Origin of the sequence: Agromyces sp. NPDC056965 (assembly GCF_042673425.1) — a bacterium.
GTDB lineage: Bacteria > Actinomycetota > Actinomycetes > Actinomycetales > Microbacteriaceae > Agromyces.
The window spans coordinates 21,581-36,066 of sequence record NZ_JBHURI010000024.1; the positions used below are offsets into that span (position 1 = coordinate 21,581).

Sequence of the window (14,486 nt, forward strand, 5' to 3'; positions counted from 1 at the left end):
GTGGCATCGGGCTGTGGCGCAGCTTGGTAGCGCACTTGACTGGGGGTCAAGGGGTCGCAGGTTCAAATCCTGTCAGCCCGACACAGAGAAATGCAGGTTAGAGGCCGTTTCCGGTGATTCCGGAGACGGCCTCTCTGTGTTGGTGGGTCCCGTGACCCCAACCCTTGACCCCAACCAGCACCGGACCCCAACGGTGGGCTACCCGGCGCGCACTGTGCCTACATTGCGATATGCGCTGTCGGCGCTAGCCTTCCGGCATGTCGACAGCGACGATCACCAGGGCTCAGACGGCAACGATTCGGCTCGACGAGCCGCGCGATCTCCCACTCGGAGACGTTATTCGCGATCTCCAGGACGTCGAGGCGTTCGTGTTGCTCGCCGAGGTTCTCGGAGGCCCAGTCGATGCCGGAGAAGCCGTTCGGGCTGCCGCGACGGGTGAGGCGTCTCAACCGTTTGTGATTTCCATTCGCTATGGGAGCCCGCTCGAAGTGGTGTTCGGCATTTCTGGCAGCGCGGCGGCCGTTATCGGGGCGCTTGCGCTCGCATGGGAGCGGATCACAGCAGGCGTGCGGAACCTGAAGGAGGCCTCCATCAAGCACTCGGAGGCAAGTCGGAACTACGCCGAGGCTGAGAAGGCCCTCGCAGAAGCGAAGCGGGCTCACGCCGAGGCCGACAAGATACGCGCGGGCACTGCGCTGACGGATGAGGAGCGAGCGCTTCAGGAGGCGGAGGCCCTCGGCCGGGTGCGCGCGCTCAACAAGATGACAGTGCAGCTCGGCGCGATGGGCAGCGCAGTCGCCGACGACCGTCGCGCCGAGTTGAAGGAGCTCGTCGGCGAGGACCTCGCGCAACAATTCGCGGAAGAGCTCACGGACGAGGACCTCGCTGAGGCGATCGAGCTCTTCCGGCGACTGATCGCGAAGGATGCGACGATCGAGATCGACGGGGGCTGAGCGGTCGTCACTCGCCGAATGGGTCCACCGCGTAAGCGAGGCCGTGCTCAGCGCAGACATAGACGAGCGTCATCGACGTCTCCGTAACGAGCGGCTCGCGCATGAGCTCGGAGTCGCACACTGGGCACAGCGGCCCTTCCGGGAGTCCGTCGACGTCGTCATGCATAGGTTGAGGCTAGCTCCCGGCGTCGCGGGTGCCCGCTTCGAAGCGAAGTGCCGAGAGAACGCCCTGAATGAGCACCTCACGCGTGCCGGGATCGACGAAATCGTCGAAGCCGTCGCGGAACTGCACGCGGTAGGGCGGCGCGGGGTCGACGTCGAGAACGGAGGATCGTCCGTCGGCGAGCGTGAGCCGGATCGCTACTGAGGAGATTGCCGAGCGCGTGTTTCGCATTGGTCGAGCATCGCATTGGCCGCCGACCTGTCCGAGTCGCTAGCTAGGCTCGCATCATGGATTTCGAATGGGCAGCCGAGCGACTCAACGAGCACATCGGGCTCACGACTCTGACTCAGACGTACTACGAGGATTTCGGTACCGTCGGTGAGCTCGCAGCGACTCCGGAGCAGCTCCACAGTTCAGCTCAAATCGTCGAGAAGATCATGGATCGAGTGACTCCGACGTGGCGACAGGAGATAGCGGAGGATCCGGCGCAGCTTTGGCAGCCCCATCGAGCGGCAGCCGTGCGTGCGCTTGTCGAGGTCGAACACGCCGAGGAACTCGCGGAGAAGCTCGGCGACAGCGCGCCGACTCTGAACGCCGCCGCGATGCATCCGTGGGTATGGGAAGGTGCTCGCTCGCTGTGGCAGAGCGGCCATTACGGCGAGGCGGTTCGGGCGGCAATCACGAAGGTCAACGCTGAACTTCAAAACAAGGTCGGGCGACGGGACATCAGCGAGGAGAAGCTCGTGAAGGAAGCCTTCAGTGACAACGAGCCGAACGAGCGAAGCCCGCGCCTTCGTCCGCTCGGTGACGACGGCGGCACGACCTCGCTTAGCCTCCGGCGCGGCATCCGGTCGATGGGCGAGGTGTGCTTTGCAGCGCTCAGGAACCCCGCAAGTCACGACCCGATTGCGGACGTGGGAGAGCACGTCGCGCTGGAACAGCTTGCAACGGTGAGCCTCCTCGCGCGCTGGATCGACGAGGCGGAGATCGTCACGGCCTAGTCGAGCTCGGCGAGCGCGGCGAAGGAGGCGTGAAGCTCCTCCAGCTTCAGCACGAGGACACGGCGCTCCGGGCCGCGGGACGCGATCACGTCGAAGAGGTTCGTCCCGGCCACGAGGACGACCGTCACGTCCCCGCGGGTGAAGACGCGGACGGTCGGGACGCCCGGCTCGGGGAGCTCGTCCCAGCCGGGGAACGAGTCAGGCGCGAGGAGGGACAGGTCCGCGCGGGGCGTGTTCGCGAGGGCGGCGAGAGGGTCGTCGATCATGGCTCGTCCTTTCGGGTAGCCGATCAGGTTATCGGCGCTCCTCGGTGGCCGTCAGGTGTTGCGAAAGGCGTCTCGCGTGAGTCGTTTTGCGTGGTCGGCGCGGCCTCGAATCTGCATTAATGTCTGTGCTCAGAAGGCGTCACGGTGATGCCGGAGAGAGGTAGGACATGCACACGATCGAGGACGAGCTCGGCACCTTCGACGGGAGCTTCGAGGTGACGCCGGACGGCTGGACCGTGGGCGCAGACGGGAGTCGAGTTCGCGACTGGGTCCCTGCGGAGTAGAGGAGCGACCGAGACGAAGCAGTCGCCTCGGTCGCCCGATTCCATCGTAGAGACGAGTCGGTCCAGAGCCCCTCAGAAACAACGAAACGCCCCCCGGCTGGCATGGGCCAGTCGAGGGGCGTTCGTTTTGTCTAGGGCAGCCTGTCAATTGTCAGGCGGCATCGCGGGCGAGGGTTGGCTCGCCCTGCCAGCGCCGGAGCGCGTGGTCGAGGTCGGTGCGGGCGTGCTTCATCGTTTCCGTGGCGGCCGAGAGCTTCAGCTCGGCGTCGACGACGGCGGCGCGGAGCGCAAGGCGTCGAGGGTCGGCGGCGGCGTGGCCGGTCGGATCGTTCCTGAATCCGTCAAGCGCCGGGTCGGGTGAGTCGTAGCGGCCCATCGGAGGAGCCTCCCATTGGAAACCCCGTGCGGTGTGGAGCTGGGACGCGAGCGCCAGCGCTTCGGCGGCGACGTCCTCGACGATGGGCGGGAGTGGGCGGGCGGGTGCGCGCATGCGGCGTCCTTTCGTGATCTGACAAATGCCAGGTGGATTGTTGACGGGCTCGCGGAGCAGCGGAAGCCGTCGGAGCCGGCCGAATCTCTAGAGGCCGGAGACGGGCGCAGAAAAACGGAAGCGATACGTAGGCAGGGGAAGACGCTATGCCTCTTCGATAGGGAGACGAGTGGGGAGAGGGAGTCCCTCCCCACCCTCGCCGGACCTGAAGAGACGGCGGCTGTAGATATGGTCGACGCATGGCGTGGCTTACAGTTCTCGGGATCGTCGTTGAAGGCATCGGCCTCCTACTCGCGGGGCGCGCGCTTCTACGTGTTTGGGGGGACGTTGCCGATGGTCGGTCGTTGCTCACAAACAGGGGCAAGACGACCTCGGGGGCAGTTGTCGGTCTGGTCGCCCGCGGACGGTCGCGCGCCTATGGTCGGGTCGGCCGCGTGGATGAGACCACCGAAGAAGCTCTTACCGCCATTCGCTCGGAACTCGATGCGCTCTACCGGCGTCTCGACTCGGAGGCGGACTCACGCCAGGAGTCCGAGGATGCCCTTCGCCGTGATGTTGACGATCTACGTCGCGCCGAGGATCAGAGGGAGCGAGACAAGACACGCGATGACACCCGTGCGGCTGCGCTCGGCCTCTTCTGGGCCGTCGGCGGAATCGTGCTGCAACTGCTTGGCGGAGTTCTCGGCCTGTAAGCGCGGTTCGACTAACGATCGTCGCAGGCTGCCAGACTCGGCTCATGAATCAGCCGATCGAGACATACGGATCGTCGATGCGATCGCTCGCGGAGTGGGTGGCGGAACTCGAAGCAGACGACCGGCATCCGCGGGTCGATATCGTCGTCGGGACAGCGATCTTCTGGGCCTGCTCGCTCGACGAGGCTCTCAGGGATCGCCATTCGAACTACACCAAGCTCGCCGCTGAATCACCGACCGGTCTGGTCATGCTCGGTCTTCGGTTCGCTCGAGATGCAGTCACGCACGGCTTCGTACTCTGCGCAGGTCAGCGCGGAATCGAGTGGCCCATGAGGTATCCGATCGACTACGGGCCGAACGTGTGGACGCAATCCGACCGCATCCTGTCTCGGTGGGAGCCGCGAGGAAAGGCCAACAACGAAGGTGGCGCGCAACTCTCGGCGTACCGACAACACGTCGAGAGGCGGCCCGCTGGAGAGCCGCTGCGAGCTGCGCTGAGCTGGCTTGAAGAGTGGCGGTCGGTGTCGGCGGTGTAGCTAGCCGGTTCAAGGCCGAGGATCCGCTCAGTCCTCCGCGGTGAGTCGTAGGCGAACAGAGCCGACGAAGCCGCCAGCGCGGCCGAAGGCGGAGCGCCAGACCTGCGCGATCTCGCGGGCCGTGAGGTAGACGCCGGAGCTCTCGGAGAGCCCGATCGTGTGTTCGCCCTGCGTCTCCTGCGCGATGCCGCGCGGGTTCTCGAACTCGCGGCGAGCGGCCTTCAGCGCGACGAGACGGACGACCTTCGGGGCGTCCGCTTCCCAGCGCCCAGCGACGGACGCCGGAGCCTCCGCGAGGACGAGCGTCGAGGCGTCGTCGAGGGCCGCTGTCGCGCGGACCTTCTCGGGGCCTTCGAGCGCGCCCGAGGGGAGGCCGAGGCGCGATTCGAGTTCGGAGACAGCGGGCGGTAGCGCGGTCACAGGGACCCCTTCGCGACCTTGCGGGCGGCACGCTCGGCGGCGCGGCGCTCCTCGCGGGACGAGAGGGACGCCTCGGCCGGGACGCCGAAGGATGGGACACGGGACACGCTGGGACGGAGCCAACCCGCGCCGTCAGAGCGGAGCATCTGGCGCTTCCGGTTGCTACTCGCCACGGCGTGCGCCTCCGTTCAGGCGGGCTGCATCCGCGCGGGCCTTCTGCCCGGAGCGGAGGAGGGCAAGCGCCGAGGATGGTGTGATCCGGTGCCTCTTTGCGAGGGCTTCGATCGCGGCGCGGGAGTGGCCGTCGAGGTCGGCGAGGTCGGCGGGGAGCGGTCCCTCTGGCAGCGTCGAGCGGGTGCGGATGCCGTCGACGAGGCGGTCGAGGGCGCGAGCCTCTGCGACTGTCGCGAGTTGGCCGTTACGTGCCGCCGGGTCGAGGGTGGCGTCCTCGCGGATAGCGGACTCGACGACGTCGAGGACGCGAGCGCGGTTGCGGAGGGTCATAGCGGGGCCTTTCGTCAGGGGGTAGGGCGCTTACACGCGGTCGAGGATGCTGTCGACGTAGTCGGGACGCTTCGGGTCGTCGGACTCGTAGGCGTCGAGGTCGGCGTCTGCGAGGAGGAGCTCGACGGCGAGGGCATGGAGTGCGGCGTGAGAGGCGCGGGCGCGAGCCTGTCGGCATCGGGTGGAGCACGTCAACGCATGGGCGTTAACTGCTGTGAACTCTCCGCCGCAGTGGCGACATTCGAGGTTGTGCAAGGCGGCTCCTTGGGTGTGTGACCGACAGATGAGAGTCGAATAGGAGACGGGCCGCCTCTCGTTCGGTGAAGAGGAGAAGCGGCCCGCGGGGTACGGCCTTTACGCAGCGGTGAGGACGCGCACAGCGCCGCCGTTCGCGACGAGCTCGACCGTGCCGTTCTCCCTGTCGACGGCCAGAGGCATCGCCTTGACGCCGACGAAGGCAGAAACGAGAGAGCGATCGACAGCGACGGTTGCGTCGTAGCTGCGGATCCAGCGGAGCGCGAAGCCGCCCTCGTTGACGCTCGCGCCGAAGGGCGCGCCGTCCGGGACCTGAGGCGCTCGAACCACGAGCGCGAAGGCCTCGGGGATGAAGGCGACGATCTCGTCGCTCGCGAGCCGGGTCGACTCCACGATCTCGAAACCGCGAACCTTGCCGTTCTCGTCGATCGCCTCGGCGTCGAGAAGGTGCCCGTACACGCCGGAACCCACAGCCGCGATCAGGCGTGCCTCAGTAGGGACGCCGCGGTCGCGGAGGGTGGTTCGGATAGCCGTGAAGGCCTTCGCCGGAGACGCGGCGGCATAGGTGATCGCCGTCGTCTCCGGGGTTGCCGACATGGCGGTCGCGACCGCGCGCTCGACGTGCTTCACGACGGCCGACGTCTGAGGCAGGAGGACCTGCTTGCCGAAATCGACGATGTCGAGATCGAGGTCGCCCTCGCTCAGCGGGACGCTGTCGTAAACGTGCTCCGTCAGCTTGACGTCGATCGAGTTCTCGGTGATCGCGCCCTGAACGAGCGGCGTGCTCGTGTCGTAGATGCCGCGACTCTGAGAGGCGACTGCGCCGGGAACGCGCACCTTCACAGTGTCGCCCTGTCCTGCCGAGAAGTCGGCTTCGAGGTCGCGATAGACGAGGCCTGCGAGGCCGAGGTCCGCGCCGACGAGCCCCGCAGCGATTGGGGCGACGTGGTCGGCGGTGAGGAAGTCATTGGTCATGGTGTTGTGCTCCTAGATAGGGGTGAGTGTGGAGGAGCCGCTTCTAGCGGGGCGTCGCGCGTTCCGGGGCCTGCCGGGCGGCGTCTCGCCTAGGTGGCGCAGGGCGCGCCGAAGGTTGCTCGCCGAGGGCCTGCCTCGGGAGCATGCCGACGTCGGCGGGCGGGTGCCCAGGACGGCGGAAGCTGGAAGGGGGAGCGCCTCGACGAGTAACCCAAGCTCGGAGGCGCTCCCGGCCACACGCCGACGAGAGGAGCGGCGGGCGGCGATCGCCGCGCGGACGAAGCCCTCAATGAAGGTCGCGGCGGCGAAGTCTGATCTAGGCCCGCCTGTCTGTCACAGGCCTAAGAGGGGTACATGGGAGTAGGCGGCCAGCGTTGGGGGACGTTTGCACGGCCCGACGCCGGGCTTCGCGCCTTCGCTCGGCCTCACATTTGAGGCAACGGTGAGCGAGCCCGTCTCGGCGCATCGGGCCTTTTCCGAAGGCCGGGAGGATTTTCTTCTCCCTGCACGTCGAGCACGTCTTCCCGGCGTCGGCGCGGTAGCGGGCAAGCCGCCTGAGGGCGCTCTGAGTGAGCTCGCCCCGCTCGTCGTCGTACTGCTCGGCGACGGCGGAGACGAGCTCCTCAGGGCTCACGCCGAGAGCCGATCGACGAACATCTCGATCGCGTCGCGGCGGATGCGCCGGGAGCGGCCGATCTTGACGGAGGGCAGCGCGCCGGAGCTGAGGAGCTCGTACAGCGTCGAGCGTGCGATCCCGAGGAGACGGGCGGCGGACTCGGGCGAGTAGAGGAGGGGAGCGTCGGGGGTCATGGGGAGCCTTCTGTAAACGTCGGCCGCCGTGCGCGGACAACTGGGGACACAGGAGAAGGCGGCCGGGAGGCCTCGCTTTGCTCACGCGACGTCGCCGGACGCGGATCGGGCTCGGCGTGCTTGCGGCGGCGCGTGGTGACGCAGTGACGGAAGTTCGTCACGATACCTATTCTCCGCACTAGTGAAGACGAGCCTTAAGAGTGGAAGGGATTAGTGACGTACTTCCGTCACTCTGTCACCACCGAGACGCTGAAGGGCCGCCGAGAGGCGTTTACACGTTCGCTCTCGGCGGCCTTTCCCGGAGTCAGGGCGTTTACACGCGCCCGGCGGCGTCCCCGAAGTCGATCACCCGATCGGGGCTCCGGCGAGTCGCGCGCGGGATTCGAGACATGACCCCTTGATTTGTTAGGGTCAACCTCAGGTGATCCGAGCGAAAGGGAGCAAGTGACGAAGAGGGCGAACGGCGAGGGCAACGTCCGGAAGCGGACGGATGGGCGCTGGGAGGCGCGTTTCACTTACGCCGACGCGGCGACGGGCGAGATTCGCCGCGGATCGGCGTATGGGAAGACCCAGGCCGAGGTCCGAGCGAAGATGAAGGAGAAGCAGGGACGCGCCGAAGAGGGGAAGCCAGTCAACGACTCCCGGCAGACGCTCGCCGCGTTCACGCAGGGATGGATCGAGACGACGCTCCGCGCGTCCGATCGCAAGGCGACGACGAAAGCGACCTACGGAATCCTCGCCCGGAAGCACATCCAGAACGCGCCCATCGGGGCGATCGCGCTCGACAAGCTGCGCGCGAAAGACGTCGAGGCAATGGTCCTGCTGATGCAAGAGGCCGGGCTCGCGTCGTCGACCGTGCGCCAGACGTACACGGTCCTTCGTGCGATCCTCGACGCCGCCGTGCGCGATCACTACGTAGCGCGCAACGTCGCCGCGCTCGTGAAGCGGCCCGCGGTTGAGCGGGTCGAGGCGCGCTCGTTGGAGTCCAAAGAGGTAAAGGCCGTGCTCGCCGGGGCGGAGGGGTCGAGGTACTCAACGCTCCTCTCGCTGCTCTCGCGGACCGGCCTCCGCCGAGGCGAGGCCCTCGCGCTTCGCTGGCAGGACGTCGACCTCGACGGCGGCGAGCTGCGCGTCCGCGGGACCCTCGGGCGAGTCGGCGGCGAGCTCATCATCACAGAGCCGAAGACGGACCTCTCGCGGCGCGCTGTGACGATCTCGCCCTCGACGGTTGAGCTCCTCCGGAAGCATCGAGCCGCACAGGCCGCCGAGCGGCTCCGGGCGGGGGAGCTGTGGGCGGACCGCGGGCTCGTCTTCGCCACCGAGACAGGCGGCCCGGTCGACCCTCGGAACGCGCTCCGTGCGCTCACGACGGCCGCGAAGAAGGCGGGCGTCGAGAGCATCGGTCTGCACACACTCAGGCACTCCGCCGCCTCGACGATGCTCTCGGCGGGCGTGCCCCTGACAGACGTCTCGCGGATGCTCGGTCACTCCTCCGTCGCGATCACTGGCGACATTTACGGGCATGTCTCGACGGACGGGCAGAAGCGCGCGGCGGAGCTGCTTGCGGCGGCTCTGGACTGACCCCAACGCTGACCCCAACCAGACCCCAGAGAGGCCCTCAGACGGCCTCGGACGGGGGTGGACGCTCAGAGGGTCGCGAGGGCCGCGCATCCGTGGTATTCCGGGCGAGAGGGCGGCTCAGGGTGGACTTCAGCGGACGTCGGCGGAGGCGTCGGGCTCAACTGGGGGTCAAGGGGTCGCAGGTTCAAATCCTGTCAGCCCGACCAGAAAGTCCCGGAAACTCTAGGGTTTCCGGGACTTCTGCGGTTAAGAGATTTGATCCTCTCATCGAACCCCCGTCACTTCACCCTTGCCGCACCCTTGAGCCGGACCTGCCGTCCGAGACGGCCGTGTTCATACCGGTCGGTTCCGATCTGTGAGGGGCGCAATGCGCACCTCACCGGTATGAACGCCTCGCTCCTCTGAAGACCGGCCAGTGGTCATTCTCCCGAATGACAAGTCGGAGAACCTTCTGACTCCGGGCCTTATCCTCCTCTGAACTCAGCCTCGGCGCTCGGCATCCCGTTCGATCCATTTGCGGGCGGCCCGGCACAAGCAGGCCTGAAGCTGCCTGCCTACGGCTCCTGTCCATCGAACGGCGAGTTCGACCCGGCCGACGCGCGACGACGAACCCGCGCCCAGAAGGCAGCCTCCCAATTCGGTGGGTCAGCGTCGTACGCGTGGGCGGCGTCCTGATAGTCCATGAACCGAGCCTGCGAAGTTTCGGCGTCCCAAGGCCGAATGGCGGAGTCATTCAAGAGCTGCGCTCCGTAGTGAACGATCTCGTCACGGTAATAGGCGAGAGCCATGGTGATCCATTGTCCGTGGTCATCAGCGGCTTGGCCGGTTGACAGGTACTCCTCCCACCGGGAGTGCAACTGGGCACGGAAGGGGTCGGCTTCCTCGTCCAGGCCCTCATTCATGCGTGGAGCGTACCGGATGGTGAACTGGCACATGCGCCGTGTTGCAGCCTGTTAGCGTTTCGTCGTGACTGAGTTTCGCGAGCACCCATCGTTGGCGTCTGTCTGGGACGGCGCACGGCTGGTCCCGAAATCATCTGCGGCTGCAGCGGAAGAGTCGGTGTGGTTCGCAGTGCCTCCCGACCCGGATTTCCCGGACGCTCCAGTCTTGTGGGAGGCGTTGAATGCCACGCGAACGTCGTCAGATATCTACGTCCTGTGCGGGTGCCCCGTTCTGTCCGCCGGGGTCGCGTTTGGCGACACCGTGCGAGTGATCGCCTCAGGTGAGCGGGGCCTCGTGGTGACCGAGGTCGTCGCTCGCGGCGGCTTTGACAGCGCACGGCTGTGGTTCGAGAACGGAGGGGTGACCTGGCGTGAGCCGACGGAGCAGCTTGCGGCTGAAGGATGCATCGTCGACATCTACACCGAGAGGCTCGTCGGAATCTCGTGGCCAGCTTCCACCGATGTCCTGGAAACGCTCAAACGTATGGAGGCGGAAGGGCTCCTCGTCTACGCCACCGCGTAGGCCGGCCGAGAGACCTGAGTCTGCATTGACTCTGCCCGCACGTGGATCCGCTTCCGGCTATTCCGTTACGATTCCACCCAATTGAACAGATCTCATTCCCATGCCGTAGTCCTTGAAAAGATCGAGCAGGGGGTCGCGGATGGTCCCGGGTCATAGGGGGAATCTCGGGCGGCTGGTTGTCGCTTAGGCGCTGATGTAGAACGCGAGCGCCGGTGGGAGTCCGGCCTGCGGTGCTCACCCGGCGAAACCCGTCGCCGGCCGCCCGTCAATATCGGCGCCGAGTCCATCGCAGGGATGCACTACGCCGATCTCCTCGCATGGCCGACGCGATCCGTCGGTGAGGGGGCCTGCCACGCGCGTTTGCGACAGACTTCGGCTGTTGACTTCGTCAGCTCTCTTCGCAAGTATTCGCGCATGAGTGACAAGTCCGATTCCGAGCAGATCGACGACATCATCGCGCAGCAGAGCGGCTGGAAAAAGGACGTGCTCGTCGCGCTTCGAGCTGCGATCATGGCCGCCGACCCCGCTGCCGTCGAGGTGGTCAAGTACAAGAAGCCCTCAAAACCGGAGGGAGTTCCGTTTTGGACGCATGACGGAGACGTCTGCTTCGTCGACGTGCTCAAGAGCGCCGTGAGGCTGACGTTCGCGAGGGGTGCCCGCATGGAGAGCAGCGATCTCTTCAACACCCGGCTGGACAGCAAAGTCGTCCGAGCCATCGACTACTTCGATGGAGACCGCGTGGACGAAGCGGCGGTCAAGGCGCTCGTGGCCGAGGCCGTGGAACTCAACGTTGCAGCCAGGTGACAGTGGTGACGGAAGAGCCGAACCGGTCACCCACGTCAGGCAATCGATCGCGACCTTCGCATTGCCTGACCCATGCGATGACTGCGTGTGAATCCGAGTCAGGCAGCGGCTACTCATGGGCGATCATGCCGGGCCTCCGGAAATGATCACGCCGAATTGTCGGGTGCGCGGTCGACCGAACCCGGCCCGGACTCTTGGAAGCCGCGCCGCTTCCCAAGAACCCACCCCAAGGCGTAAGCGCCGATGACCGCCGCGATGGCGAGGATTCCCATGCCCCAGAGCCGGGAGGCCGGTACGAACGGCGCACCGCCAACGAAACCGAAGTCACCCACAGGTTGATACGCGAACCATCCGAAAGTGGCAGTCGGTTCCGGGAGCAGTACGAGAACGAGTCCGAGAACAGTCAGAGCCCCTGCCCCGATGATGATCGCTTTGAGGCCGGTCGTCATGAGCTGCTCCTATTGGGTCGTGATTCCGACCAACGGTATCCGAACGTGCGAATCTGCCGCGGACACCAGGCGAGGGCCCGAAACTGGATCCACTACGGCCGTCCGATCAGCGACCTCTTGGCGGACCCGCTTTGCGGCGGCAGGACGGGATCTACTTCAGACTCAGGGCGTGGGTCGCTGGACGAGGCTCGCGCGCTCACCCATCGAATACTTCGCCGCTGGCAAACGCCGCGTCTTCGGGAAGCAGCTCGACGAGAGCTGGAGGGCAATCATCGAAGATGATCCTGTCGGCGGAGGGCTGCTCCCTCGACCGGAACTCGGTCTCCATTCCGTAGCACGTGTACACCGTGCTCGGCCCGGTGTACTTTCCGCCCTCGTCGGTCACTACATCGGCTCGCGGTCCGGAAGTGATGAACACAGAGAACTCGGCAGCAGAATCGGTCGAGGATACGTCGTAGAGGACCACCCCGCCGTTTCGAAGGTCAAGCCCAGGCGCTGACGCGTCCAACCCGTCCCACCGCTGGACCTCCAGCCCCGCTAGGTAGGCGGCAGGATCACCCGCCGATGGCCGATAGAAGCCCGAAGACAGAGGATCCTCAAAGGCCGCGATCTGCCTCCACAACACCCCGTCGATCCCGCTGTCGTGCCCGTGATACTCAGCGCGGCAACCGGTGAGCAGAATCGGCAGCGCTGCCAACAGCAGGATCGGTCGTCGCTTTGCGCTCGGCGTCGTCGTCACCACCACAGCTTCTCATCACCGTCGGCGCAGCCACGTTGTGACCGGCCGTTCGCAAGGGCGCCGAATATGGCGCTCGACAAGCGATCCAGGAGGAAGCGCCCTCCGGCTCCGCGATCTGGCCCGAATCGGCCATGCCGACTTGACTCATTCGAGCGATGCCCCGGCTCGAGGCCGGCTGCTGGAATGATCGCATGACACGCATCCGAATCGCTCCCCATCTCAACGGCCTCGTAGATGCCGCCCAAGGCGGCATCGCGTCGGGCCTGTTCGCACGAATCGTCGGCGGCACCGCGCGCGTTCGGCTGATGAAGCCCGTCCCGCTCGACGTCGACCTCGACGTCCGGAAGGGTCGCGGCGGCGCGGCGGCGATCGAGCACGACGGCAGCGTCATCGCGACCGTCGAGCCGACCGCACCGTTCCGGCACAACGCCCCGCTCACGCCGACATACGTCGATGCTCTGGAGGCGGCCCAGCGCCACCCGTTGCACGGGGTTCGCCACCCGTTCGCAGACTGCATCGTGTGCTCGCCGACCCGCCCCGGCGGCCTCGGCGTGGTCTTCGGGACCTCTCGTCTGCTGCCTGACGTACTGATCGCACCCCTCTCGGCATCCACGCCATTCGTCGCCGACGGCGCCCTGCGTCCCGAGATGCTGTGGGGTGCGCTCGATTGCGTCAGTTTCCCCGCGGATCTGCTGCCGAGTCGCACCGTCGCGGTCACCGGGCAGCTGACCGCGCACATCGAGCGTGCGGTCGCCGCCGACGAGCGGCTCGTCGCGGTCGGCTGGCAGACCAGCACCGGCACTCGTTCGCACCGGACCGCGTCCGTCGTCCTCGACGAAGCCGGCCGCGTCGTCGCGTCGGGAGACATGACGTGGGTCGAATTCGCTCCACCGACCGCGACCGCGACCGCGCTGGTCCAGTCGGTCGTCTGACGCGAGTGCCCCTCGAGATTGGCAGCAGCATGATCCATCACATCGAACGAGGTGTTGTGATCCCTCGCACCGACCATCCATACTGGCGCTACGACGGGTTCGATGAACTCTCGAGCGACCTGATGACCGAAGACCTTCTCGTGCACTACGCCGAGTTCGACGGCGCTCCCGTCGCCTGGGCGGCAACGGGCGACGGTCCGCCGCTCGTGGTGACCGGCTGGTGGTGCAGCCATCTCCGGCTCAACTGGGCGGACGCCGCGTTCCGGGACTACATCGAGCGCCTCAGCCTGCACCGAACCGTCATCCGCTACGACCGGCCAGGCACGGGGCTGTCAGGCGGGGCCGGTGCTCCGCCTGCGACGCTCGAAGAGGAGTACCGCGCGTTGGCCGGCCTCGTCGATGCGCTCGAACTCGACCACTTCGCGCTGCTCGCAGGATCGTCGGGATGCAGCACCGCCGCCGTGTACGCCGCGCGCCATCCCGATCGTGTCGACAAGCTCGTGCTGTGCGGCGGCTACGCCCGCGGCGCCGACATCTCGCCGCCGGCAGTGCGCGACACGCTCATCGCCGCGGTGCAGACGCATTGGGGGCTCGGATCCCGTCTGCTCGCCGACGTCTTCATCCCCGATGCCTCGGCTCGGGAGCGCGCCGAGTTCGCCGAGTTCCAGCGTCGGTGCGCCACTCCGGAGCAGGCCGCGGCATCCCTGCGCGCTCTGTACACGTTCGACTGCACCAGCGAGCTCGCCGACATCACGGTGCCGACGCTCGTGCTGCACCGTCGCGACGATCGGGCGATCCGCTTCGAACTCGGTCGAGAACTCGCCGCCGCCATTCCCGGTGCGGAGTTCGTCGCGGTCGACGGCGCGAACCACTTCCCGTGGCGCGGCGATCGAGCGCAGATGGCGAACGAAGTGGTCGCCTTCCTCAACGGCACTCCTTCGGACCGGAAGAACTCGTCTCGGGCTCCGCAGGCGGAACTGACGGGGAGGGAACGCGAGGTGGTCGCCCTGATCGCTCGGGGAATGACCGACTCCGAGATCGCACGGGAGCTGGTGCTCAGCCCGCACACCGTGCACCGGCATGTGGCGAATGTCCGCATCAAGCTGGGCGTCAGCTCCCGCGCGGCGGCCGCGGCATGGGCGACTGCCCATGGCGTCCTGTGAGGTGA

At 66.7% G+C, this 14,486-nt stretch carries 21 protein-coding genes and 1 tRNA gene; 10 read left to right on the top strand and 12 right to left on the bottom strand.

What is annotated here, in order from left to right:
* Positions 1 to 7: 7 nt before the first annotated feature.
* Positions 8 to 81, top strand: a tRNA-Pro gene (locus ACFTQE_RS08190).
* A gap of 176 nt (positions 82 to 257) precedes the next feature.
* Positions 258 to 953: a hypothetical protein gene (locus ACFTQE_RS08195; RefSeq protein ID WP_376924581.1), complete on the top strand. Its 696-nt coding sequence runs from the start codon at positions 258 to 260 to the stop codon at positions 951 to 953.
* A 7-nt stretch (positions 954 to 960) separates the two neighbouring features.
* Here the strand turns inward: ACFTQE_RS08195 and ACFTQE_RS08200 are convergent, their stop codons facing one another.
* Complete coding sequence (locus tag ACFTQE_RS08200; protein WP_376924582.1) at positions 961 to 1,119, bottom strand: hypothetical protein; 159 nt, start codon at positions 1,117 to 1,119, stop codon at positions 961 to 963.
* A 9-nt stretch (positions 1,120 to 1,128) separates the two neighbouring features.
* A complete protein-coding gene (locus ACFTQE_RS08205; RefSeq protein WP_376924583.1) occupies positions 1,129 to 1,347 on the bottom strand; it encodes a hypothetical protein in 219 nt (72 codons plus the stop codon).
* Positions 1,348 to 1,403: 56 nt separating this feature from the next.
* Here ACFTQE_RS08205 and ACFTQE_RS08210 point away from each other — a divergent pair, with 56 nt between their 5' ends.
* Entirely contained in the window at positions 1,404 to 2,117 is a 714-nt protein-coding gene (locus tag ACFTQE_RS08210) for a TIGR02391 family protein (RefSeq protein WP_376924584.1), read from the top strand.
* Here ACFTQE_RS08210 and ACFTQE_RS08215 read toward each other — a convergent pair.
* Entirely contained in the window at positions 2,114 to 2,383 is a 270-nt protein-coding gene (locus ACFTQE_RS08215) for a hypothetical protein (protein WP_376924585.1), read from the bottom strand. The genes ACFTQE_RS08210 and ACFTQE_RS08215 overlap by 4 nt on opposite strands.
* 435 nt (positions 2,384 to 2,818) lie before the next feature.
* On the bottom strand, positions 2,819 to 3,157 hold the full coding sequence (locus ACFTQE_RS08220) for a hypothetical protein (RefSeq protein ID WP_376924586.1): 339 nt from the start codon (positions 3,155 to 3,157) through the stop codon (positions 2,819 to 2,821).
* A 434-nt stretch (positions 3,158 to 3,591) separates the two neighbouring features.
* Between ACFTQE_RS08220 and ACFTQE_RS08225 the strand changes: the two genes are divergently transcribed.
* Both ACFTQE_RS08225 and ACFTQE_RS08230 read left to right on the top strand, forming a co-directional pair.
* Entirely contained in the window at positions 3,592 to 3,849 is a 258-nt protein-coding gene (locus tag ACFTQE_RS08225; RefSeq protein ID WP_376924587.1) for a hypothetical protein, read from the top strand.
* 44 nt (positions 3,850 to 3,893) lie between these two features.
* Entirely contained in the window at positions 3,894 to 4,385 is a 492-nt protein-coding gene (locus ACFTQE_RS08230) for a hypothetical protein (protein ID WP_376924588.1), read from the top strand.
* Between the two features lie 27 nt (positions 4,386 to 4,412).
* Here the strand turns inward: ACFTQE_RS08230 and ACFTQE_RS08235 are convergent, their stop codons facing one another.
* The 5 genes from ACFTQE_RS08235 to ACFTQE_RS08255 all read right to left on the bottom strand — a co-directional run bounded on the left by ACFTQE_RS08235 (position 4,413) and on the right by ACFTQE_RS08255 (position 7,349).
* A complete protein-coding gene (locus ACFTQE_RS08235; protein WP_376924589.1) occupies positions 4,413 to 4,805 on the bottom strand; it encodes a hypothetical protein in 393 nt (130 codons plus the stop codon).
* 162 nt (positions 4,806 to 4,967) lie between these two features.
* Positions 4,968 to 5,309, bottom strand: a complete 342-nt coding sequence (locus ACFTQE_RS08240; protein ID WP_376924590.1) for a hypothetical protein — start codon at positions 5,307 to 5,309, stop codon at positions 4,968 to 4,970.
* A 30-nt stretch (positions 5,310 to 5,339) separates the two neighbouring features.
* Positions 5,340 to 5,504, bottom strand: a complete 165-nt coding sequence (locus tag ACFTQE_RS08245; protein WP_376924591.1) for a hypothetical protein — start codon at positions 5,502 to 5,504, stop codon at positions 5,340 to 5,342.
* A gap of 159 nt (positions 5,505 to 5,663) precedes the next feature.
* A complete protein-coding gene (locus tag ACFTQE_RS08250) occupies positions 5,664 to 6,539 on the bottom strand; it encodes a P22 phage major capsid protein family protein (protein WP_376924592.1) in 876 nt (291 codons plus the stop codon).
* A 630-nt stretch (positions 6,540 to 7,169) separates the two neighbouring features.
* The gene (locus ACFTQE_RS08255; protein ID WP_376924593.1) at positions 7,170 to 7,349 is read right to left on the bottom strand and encodes a helix-turn-helix domain-containing protein; all 180 of its coding nucleotides are present in this window, start codon (positions 7,347 to 7,349) and stop codon (positions 7,170 to 7,172) included.
* Positions 7,350 to 7,793: 444 nt separating this feature from the next.
* Between ACFTQE_RS08255 and ACFTQE_RS08260 the strand changes: the two genes are divergently transcribed.
* Positions 7,794 to 8,930: a tyrosine-type recombinase/integrase gene (locus ACFTQE_RS08260; protein ID WP_376924594.1), complete on the top strand. Its 1,137-nt coding sequence runs from the start codon at positions 7,794 to 7,796 to the stop codon at positions 8,928 to 8,930.
* A gap of 554 nt (positions 8,931 to 9,484) precedes the next feature.
* Here ACFTQE_RS08260 and ACFTQE_RS08265 read toward each other — a convergent pair.
* Positions 9,485 to 9,832, bottom strand: coding sequence for a hypothetical protein (locus ACFTQE_RS08265; protein WP_376924595.1), 348 nt, complete (start codon positions 9,830 to 9,832; stop codon positions 9,485 to 9,487).
* A 64-nt stretch (positions 9,833 to 9,896) separates the two neighbouring features.
* Here ACFTQE_RS08265 and ACFTQE_RS08270 point away from each other — a divergent pair, with 64 nt between their 5' ends.
* Complete coding sequence (locus tag ACFTQE_RS08270) at positions 9,897 to 10,394, top strand: DUF4265 domain-containing protein (protein WP_376924596.1); 498 nt, start codon at positions 9,897 to 9,899, stop codon at positions 10,392 to 10,394.
* Between the two features lie 414 nt (positions 10,395 to 10,808).
* On the top strand, positions 10,809 to 11,198 hold the full coding sequence (locus ACFTQE_RS08275) for a DUF1801 domain-containing protein (protein ID WP_376924597.1): 390 nt from the start codon (positions 10,809 to 10,811) through the stop codon (positions 11,196 to 11,198).
* A 146-nt stretch (positions 11,199 to 11,344) separates the two neighbouring features.
* On the opposite strand, the gene ACFTQE_RS08280 is transcribed toward ACFTQE_RS08275, so the two are convergent.
* Together ACFTQE_RS08280 and ACFTQE_RS08285 are read right to left on the bottom strand one after the other, a co-directional pair.
* Positions 11,345 to 11,647, bottom strand: a complete 303-nt coding sequence (locus tag ACFTQE_RS08280) for a hypothetical protein (RefSeq protein WP_376924598.1) — start codon at positions 11,645 to 11,647, stop codon at positions 11,345 to 11,347.
* Between the two features lie 196 nt (positions 11,648 to 11,843).
* Positions 11,844 to 12,389: a hypothetical protein gene (locus tag ACFTQE_RS08285; protein WP_376924599.1), complete on the bottom strand. Its 546-nt coding sequence runs from the start codon at positions 12,387 to 12,389 to the stop codon at positions 11,844 to 11,846.
* Positions 12,390 to 12,577: 188 nt separating this feature from the next.
* On the opposite strand from ACFTQE_RS08285, the gene ACFTQE_RS08290 reads away from it, so the two are divergent.
* Positions 12,578 to 13,318, top strand: coding sequence for a hypothetical protein (locus ACFTQE_RS08290; protein WP_376924600.1), 741 nt, complete (start codon positions 12,578 to 12,580; stop codon positions 13,316 to 13,318).
* A 122-nt stretch (positions 13,319 to 13,440) separates the two neighbouring features.
* Positions 13,441 to 14,481, top strand: coding sequence for an alpha/beta fold hydrolase (locus ACFTQE_RS08295; protein ID WP_376924601.1), 1,041 nt, complete (start codon positions 13,441 to 13,443; stop codon positions 14,479 to 14,481).
* Positions 14,482 to 14,486 lie beyond the last annotated feature (5 nt).